Below are 7,262 nucleotides of genomic sequence, written 5' to 3' on the forward strand. Positions count from 1 at the left end.
AATCGCATATTCTTTCAACATTTTTTCAAGCGCTTCATTATAGCCGTCATAGGATACCGTCAGCGGTTTCGTAAAGTCCAGACCGTATACTCCAAGAAATGACTTAGCATCTACTACATACCGATTGTAAAAGATATCGATATCAAAATCACATTTGGTAGTTACATCAACAAAGTGCTGGACTTCATCTGGTGTTAAGCGAATTGTCCTTGTCATAATTATCCTTCCTTTCCAATCCTTACAACTACTACCATCGAAACAATTATACCCAAAAAGAGCCAAATGTAAAGATATTTTTTCTCCCCCCGCTTTTTTGCCAAATCACACACTTTTCACAGATATTTCCATTTTGCCTTTTAAAAAAACAAAATCCCCGGCCCTTTTGTAGACTTTGCACACACAGCGCTTTACCGCGCTACAAAGAAAATCCATATTTTGGCATAATTTATTGAAATTCCACCATATATTCTTGGAATCTAAGAGGCAGCATATTTTGCTGCAGTTTTCTGTTTTCCCGCCCCTCAACAGCTATTTTATGGCAGAAGGCGCGGAAAAGTTCCTGGTATTCCCGTTCTTTTTTCGACAATCCCCAGTCCTTTGTGCCGTTAAATCCCAATATTTCCGCATCTTCTCTCACCAGATACCATTGCTTTTTCGCCGGATGTATCCCAAAGAGACCTCTGGTCTCATCGTAAATCATAAAATTTTCCAGAGGCATTCTGTCGGCAAAATGGAGCATTAAGAAGGTAAGCAGATTATTTTTTGGCCCCATCCTCGAAAAAAGAACGCCGTTTTCCAGCTCCTGAAAACGCAGAAAGCCCCTCAAATGCTGATTTTCGTTGTTGGCGCCTCTTGCAAGGCAAAACGCAAGATTCACCCAGTCATCCGCCAGATTGTCAAACAAATGCCCTCTGGCGCACCTGGCTTTCAGTCCCGCCGCAACCGTCTGATAAACCGCCTGCGCCTTTTTTTCATGAGAGGAGGAAAGGGCAAGGCAAAGCATCAGGTAATCCTCCTCCCCAAACTGTTTTTTCAGCGTGTTCATCACCTTAAACGTCTTTTCCCTGTGGGGAATCACAGATATATGCTCGGCAAATAGAAACAGCTCCTCACTGAGACTGATTCTGGTGTCCCTGGGATTTTGTTTTTCTTCATATGCAGTAAAAATTGCGGTAAAAATTCCCTCCAGGGAATCCTCGCATTGATATACCCTCAAGCCTGCACCTCCGGTCTTTTATTCTTTCGGCCTCCCTCCCTATGCTACAGCTGTCCCAATGCTGCCTGAAGCTGCTCTTCTGGCTTTGGCAGCCGCCAAAAGGCTCCGTCGTCAAAAAGCGACATCTGCCTGTAGCTCATCCCGTCGCTGCCAAACCGGATACGTTCCTGCACATCTGTCAGATTCCGCACAATGTAATCCTCGTCCAGCTTTACCGGATACATCATCCTGCCGCAGCAGGTGATGAAATAGACGGCCCTTTTCAACACAACACCTATTTTCTTTAAATCCCCAAAATTGAGATTTGCCTTTCTTCTGGCCGCCACAATGCGTTTGGCGCTCTTTACGCCGATTCCAGGCACCCGAAGCAGCTTCTCATAGGGCGCTTTGTTGATCTCTACAGGAAACTCTTCCAGATGCCGCACCGCCCAGTCCTCCTTTGGGTCAAGCATCACATTAAAGAAGGGGCGGTTCTCGTCTAAAAGCTCCTCTGCCCGAAAGCCGTAAAAGCGAAGCAGCCAGTCCGCCTGATACAGCCTGTGCTCCCGCAAAAGAGGCGGGCCCCCGGGCAGCGCAGGGAGGCAGGCATCGTCGTTTACCCGCACAAAGGCCGAGTAGAACACTCTCTTTAATGCAAATTTTTCATATAAGCTCTGGGCCACATTCAAAATCTGATAATCGCTTTCAGGGGTTGCGCCGATAATCATCTGCGTAGACTGTCCGCCGCTTACAAACCTGGGCGTATTCCCGTAGACTGCCAGCTCGTTTCTGCTTTCCTGAATGCCGTTTTGTATCATACGCATGGGGGCCAGAATATTCTTCCGGTGCTTGTTGGGCGCCAGCGCCCGCAGCCCCTCCGCCGTGGGCAGCTCCAGATTGACGCTCATTCTGTCCACAAGATAGCCAAGCCGCCGTATCAGCTCTCCATCCGCCCCCGGGATGGCCTTTACATGGATATAGCCCCGAAAGTGATACCTGTTTCGCAAAAGCCATATGGTCCTATAAATCAACTCCATGGTAAAGGCAGGGCTCTTCCATATTCCGGAGCTCAAAAAGAGACCTTCAATATAATTTCTCCGGTAAAATTCCATGGTGAGCGTGCAAATTTCCACAGGGGTGAAGGTTGCCCGCGGCACATCATTGGAGCAGCGGTTTTTACAGTATTTACAATCATAAATGCACTCATTGGTAAACAATATTTTCAACAGGGAGATACATCTGCCGTCGCTTGCAAAGCTGTGGCAGATACCGCCCGCCACACAGTTCCCCAGGCCAGCGCCGTCTCCCTTCCGGTCCACACCGCTGGAGGTACAGGCCACATCATACTTTGCGGCATCCGCCAAAATCCCTAATTTCTCCATCAGGGGCATACCCTTGATTCCTTCCGGATATTCCATGTTTCCCTCCATCCAAACACAAACGTTTGTTCTGATTATAGATTAGCACATATGTTCTGGTTTTGCAAGGAAAATTTCAACGCCGCATTTATAAAAAACTATTGCAAAACAGCCTGAAAAGAAGTTAAATAATAGAGTGAACAAATATCCATTTAAGAAAGCAGGAGCAATTTTATGTCAAATTTAATTTTACCGCCCGGCTACCACTCGGAGCTGAATCTGTACAAGACACAGGCCGCCATCAAAACCTTGAAGGATTTTTTCCAGTCTCTGCTGGCGGAGCGGCTGCATCTTCTGCGTGTGTCCGCGCCTCTTTTTGTAGATCCGGCCTCAGGTCTTAACGACAATCTAAACGGCGTGGAGCGTCCCGTCACCTTTGATATCAAATACCAGGGGGGCAGGGAGGCCGAGATTGTACAGTCTCTGGCAAAATGGAAGCGCTACGCCCTGAAAAAATACGGTTTTTCCGTGGGAGAAGGCCTCTATACAGACATGAGCGCCATCCGCAGGGACGAAGAGGCAGACAATATTCATTCCATTTACGTGGACCAGTGGGATTGGGAAAAAATCATTGCCAGAGAGGATCGCAACGAGAATACCTTAAAGGAAACCGTCCGCACGGTTTATAAAGTGCTGCGCAAAACAGAGAAATATATGTCCATACATTTTGACTATATTGAGGAAATTCTTCCCCACGATATTTTCTTTGTGACCACAAGAGAGCTGGAGGAAATGTTTCCCGAATACCCCCCAAAGGAAAGAGAATATTTTATCGCAAAGGCCAAGGGCGCCGTATGTATTATGCAGATCGGAGATGATCTGGAAAACGGCAAGCCCCATGACGGCCGCGCTCCCGACTATGACGACTGGAGTCTCAATGCGGATATTGTGGTCTACTATCCTGTTTTGGATATCGCCCTTGAGCTTTCCAGCATGGGCATAAGAGTGGATAAAACAGCGCTGCTCAGACAGCTTGAAAAGGCCGGCTGCCCCGAACGGGCGTCTCTTCCCTTCCACAGGGCTGTTATCAACGAAGAGCTTCCCTTCACCATCGGCGGCGGCATCGGCCAGTCCCGTATTTGTATGTTTTTCCTGCGAAAGGCACATATCGGAGAGGTCCAGTGCTCCCTCTGGCCCGAAGAAATCACAAGATGCGCCGAAGAAAAGGGACTGCAGCTTTTATAAGCCTGCAGTCCCTTTTTGTGCTTCCCATATGCCAAACTTCTCGTTGGCAAAGGTCTGTTCATATCCGTTTTCTTCCATAAATCCCAAAAGCAGCTTCCACTTTTCATCCTCTTTGATCTCTGTGATCCGCTTTTGATCCACTCCAAGCTCTAAAAGGGCCTCCTCTCCTCCCTCCAGATACCGCACAAGCTGATTTTCCAAAATGATTACAGGAAATACTCCGCCCTCTTGCGCCTCCTTCCTTGTCTGCTTAAGCGCCTGTTCCATGGCTTCTGCGCTGTAGGATCGCAGATCCGGCCAGGGGTTAAAGGCCGCAGGCATCTGCAGATAATAGGACAGCGCCGGAATCTGCCCGTAAAGGATTACCTCCCTGCCTCGCAGATGGTTTTCCTCCACATAATCCGTGATGGAGCCAAGCCACGCCGCCTTCTGGGGGCTCATTCCTATACCCGAAAGCACCTGATTGTTTTCCACCCTGGCGCTCACATCCTGCACCCCCGTAGCCTCCGCAAACACAAAGCAAAGGCCAAACAGGCCGCTTTGAAACAAAAACATGGCAAGAAAGGCTGCAAGAAGCCCCTTCAGGGGAAAACGGGAAAGGGCCAGCTTTTTTATGCAAAGAGGCTTTTGATTCTTTAAGAAACGCCCGCACTGCCAGAGGGTAAAGGGAGCCGCCACAAACAGATTGTTCAGGCTGGGGTACACTCCGTTGTTGCTTCCGATAGAGGTAAGAAGCACCACAAGAATCATCATGCCGCTTACCAGCTTCTCCGGAAGGGGACACCCTTTATCCAAAATGCGTATGAACGCTATGAGCATGGACAGCATTAAAAACAAAACCCCCGGGCGCAGCATGGAGCCATAGCTGTAAAACTCCAGGGAGCAAAAGCCCCTATAGTACAGCCAGCCCAGCATGGCGGCAGACAAAAGGATACAGACCACTCTGCCGGCCTTCTGCAAAAAAGGATGCACTGAAAGCACCTGAAAGAGAATCATTGCCGCCGCCCCGATGACGCCGATTCGGATGACCCAGTAGAGGTTCTCCACATAGACCCCAATAAGCCCCATCAGCATGGAGGAAGCTTTGTAATCCGTAGCATTGTCCGTCATGGCAAACAGACGCAAAATTCCGGATACATAAGCGTCCAGTCCGTACCGGAGGTGGATGTAGGCAAGAAATGCCAAAAGACCCAAAGCATATCCCAAAAGGCACCAAAGGGTATCCTGAAACGCCTTTCCAAAAATCCTTCCTCCTTTTTCCCCCTTCCTTCTGCCACACAGCACGGCATAGACCCACACCGCCAGAATCATGGCCGCCTGGGGAAGATTGGAAAAACGCACAAACACATTGACCCCCAGACAAACTCCCGCAAAAGCCAGACACCAGGGCCTTTCCTTTACCAGTCCCTCATATAAAAGAACCACACAGCCAAAAAACAGCAGATAGGTGAGATAATTGTACAAAAGAGCCGTCGGGCACCAGCAGAGGCTCACAGCTGCCAGTTCTCCCAAAAAGGCTGTAAAATTCCCAATGCCCAGCTTTTTTGTGCAGAAAAGATATCCTCCCACAGACAGCAGGCTCACAGACAGACCCGTATAAAAATTCATGCCCGCAAGGCTTCCTGCAAAGGGAAGCTTTGTGAGCAGATTTCCCACAGCGTTTGCAAAATAGGTGGAAAAAAGCCACATGGAATCCATATGCTCCAGCCCCATATACTGGAAATTAGCATAATTATAGCCTGTGTCCCAAAGGTCAAGCCCCCATGTAATATGGCGCAGGGGATAAACCACCAAAATCAGGATAAAAATAAGGGAAAACACCTTTTCCTTTTTCACTTTTCTCTTCACGATAACCTCCAAATCTGCCCTCCCAAGCGCTTAAGCCTGCTCTTCCCTGGCCGCAAAAACCCCGTCAAGCCTTTGTATGGCCAAAGAAGCCGCCTTTCCCGGCGCAGTTTTCAAAAGAAGCCCCAAAAATCCCCTGGTGAAAAGCTCCCTGAGCGCGTCTGTCAAAACGCCGCAGAAAAATACTGCCACTGCCGCCAAAAGGGTATAGCACACCACTCTTACGGGAGTATTTGCCGCTTCCGCTCCCAGCCAGGCCTGCCAGGCATATCTGACGCCTATATTTTCATGGAGCAGATAAACGCCCAGGGTATAGGGAGCAATTCTAAGAACAGCCCCAGAGGCCTTCCCCGATATCCTAACCTGCAAAAACAGGCAGAACAGCCCTATGGCTGCAAGAAAGGGGAACAAATGATTATATTCTGTGGAAATCTTTAAGATCAGGCCAAAGCTGCCCGTTTTCAGATATAACAGCCGAAGCAGGGCGATTTCCGCCAATATGCCAAGGCAGCCTGCGGCGTACAGGCAGAGGCTCCCCGCCTTTTTCCCAAGGAGAGGAAAGCCGAATCTGCGGATATAGGCCGCCGTCAAAAATACGCAGAGATACCAGAGAACATCGTATCCCTGACCGTCTGTCTCCAGCCGGAAGGGAAGAATGGATTTTAACAGGCAAAAGAAAAACAGCAAGACCAAAAGCGCTGTCTTAAGCTGATTTTTGCTCATCCCGCGCACGCCCGTCCCGATCAGGGGCAGCGCCGCATACAGAAAAACATATACAGTCATAAACCAATAGTGATTCATGGATATGGGGAACAAAAGGGTCAGAAAATAATGAGTGTCCGCCTCTTCCAAAGGAACGATTCCAAACACCTTCGCCAGCATGCCGATACCAACAGAGTAAACCCACACCTGCAGCATAAGCCGCAGAAGCCTGCTTGGCTTAAAGCTGGACTCACACAGAAAGTAACCGCTGATCAGCATATATACATTCACCGCCACAAGGCAGAACCCTTCCAGCACCCATGCCGCAATTCCTGCGTCTGTCATTGTCCCCTCTGTCAAATCTCCCAGCAGATTGCCCTTTCCCAGATAGTGCAGCGTCACCACCATCATCATGGCGATACACCGCAGCAGCTCCAGATTGGCCATCCTGGGCTTTTTTACACCCCTTTGCTGTTTTTCCATGCCTGCTTTCTTATCCTTCCATAGTCTTTTTGCTACCATTCTACACTCTTTTTAGGACTATGGGAAGAGCCCTTTACCAAATTCCCAGCGCCCGCTGCAGAAGAAGGCTCACACAGGTGATGCCAGCCCAACAGCAAAAGCCCATAAGGATAGGCTTCCCCCCTTTTTTTACCAGCCTTACCACATCCGTGTTTAGTCCGATGGCCGCCATGGCCATAATAATGAAAAATTTGCTCAGCTCCTTGAAGGGGGAGAAAAATTCTCCTGGAACGGACAACAGGTTCGTAGCCACCGTTGTGATCAGCGAAGCCAGCACAAAATACAGAATGAACATGGGAAATATCTTCTTCCATTCCAGCTTTTTCCCCTCCCTGTGCTGTTTGTCTTTCATGGAGGTGTTCTTTTCCATTTTTATTCTGGAGAAAGCCAATACC

General features: G+C 48.9%; 7 protein-coding genes. 1 reads left to right on the forward strand and 6 read right to left on the reverse strand.

Annotated elements, in window-relative coordinates:
• The 3 genes from AC1WIP_RS08880 to AC1WIP_RS08890 form a co-directional block, all read right to left on the reverse strand.
• Window positions 1–216: HPr family phosphocarrier protein (locus AC1WIP_RS08880; protein ID WP_481141505.1), on the reverse strand; the 216-nt coding region annotated here is incomplete at its 3' end.
• Between the two features lie 229 nt (window positions 217–445).
• Window positions 446–1,216 (reverse strand): TIGR03915 family putative DNA repair protein, encoded by a 771-nt coding sequence (locus AC1WIP_RS08885; protein WP_481141506.1) that lies wholly within the window; start codon window positions 1,214–1,216, stop codon window positions 446–448.
• Between the two features lie 44 nt (window positions 1,217–1,260).
• On the reverse strand, window positions 1,261–2,613 hold the full coding sequence (locus AC1WIP_RS08890; RefSeq protein ID WP_481141507.1) for a putative DNA modification/repair radical SAM protein: 1,353 nt from the start codon (window positions 2,611–2,613) through the stop codon (window positions 1,261–1,263).
• Between the two features lie 174 nt (window positions 2,614–2,787).
• Here AC1WIP_RS08890 and asnA point away from each other — a divergent pair, with 174 nt between their 5' ends.
• Window positions 2,788–3,798 carry an aspartate--ammonia ligase gene (asnA, locus tag AC1WIP_RS08895; RefSeq protein WP_481141508.1) on the forward strand — a complete coding sequence of 337 codons (1,011 nt, stop codon included), beginning with the start codon at window positions 2,788–2,790 and terminating at the stop codon, window positions 3,796–3,798.
• Here asnA and AC1WIP_RS08900 read toward each other — a convergent pair.
• From AC1WIP_RS08900 to AC1WIP_RS08910, 3 genes are all read right to left on the reverse strand, one after another.
• Entirely contained in the window at window positions 3,793–5,646 is a 1,854-nt protein-coding gene (locus AC1WIP_RS08900) for a hypothetical protein (RefSeq protein ID WP_481141509.1), read from the reverse strand. The genes asnA and AC1WIP_RS08900 overlap by 6 nt on opposite strands.
• A 30-nt stretch (window positions 5,647–5,676) precedes the next feature.
• Window positions 5,677–6,867: an acyltransferase gene (locus AC1WIP_RS08905; protein WP_481141510.1), complete on the reverse strand. Its 1,191-nt coding sequence runs from the start codon at window positions 6,865–6,867 to the stop codon at window positions 5,677–5,679.
• Between the two features lie 34 nt (window positions 6,868–6,901).
• A partial coding sequence (locus tag AC1WIP_RS08910; RefSeq protein ID WP_481141511.1) for a putative sulfate exporter family transporter occupies window positions 6,902–7,262 on the reverse strand: 361 nt, incomplete at its 5' end.

Source organism: Acetatifactor sp., from assembly GCF_982438285.1.

Bases quoted from the DNA above. Each gene is read 5' to 3' on its own strand.
- AC1WIP_RS08905 (WP_481141510.1), bottom strand. From the start codon at position 6,867: ATGGTAGCAAAAAGACTATGGAAGGATAAGAAAGCAGGCATGGAAAAA.
- AC1WIP_RS08890 (WP_481141507.1), bottom strand. From the start codon at position 2,613: ATGGAATATCCGGAAGGAATCAAGGGTATGCCCCTGATGGAGAAATTA.
- asnA (WP_481141508.1), top strand. From the start codon at position 2,788: ATGTCAAATTTAATTTTACCGCCCGGCTACCACTCGGAGCTGAATCTG.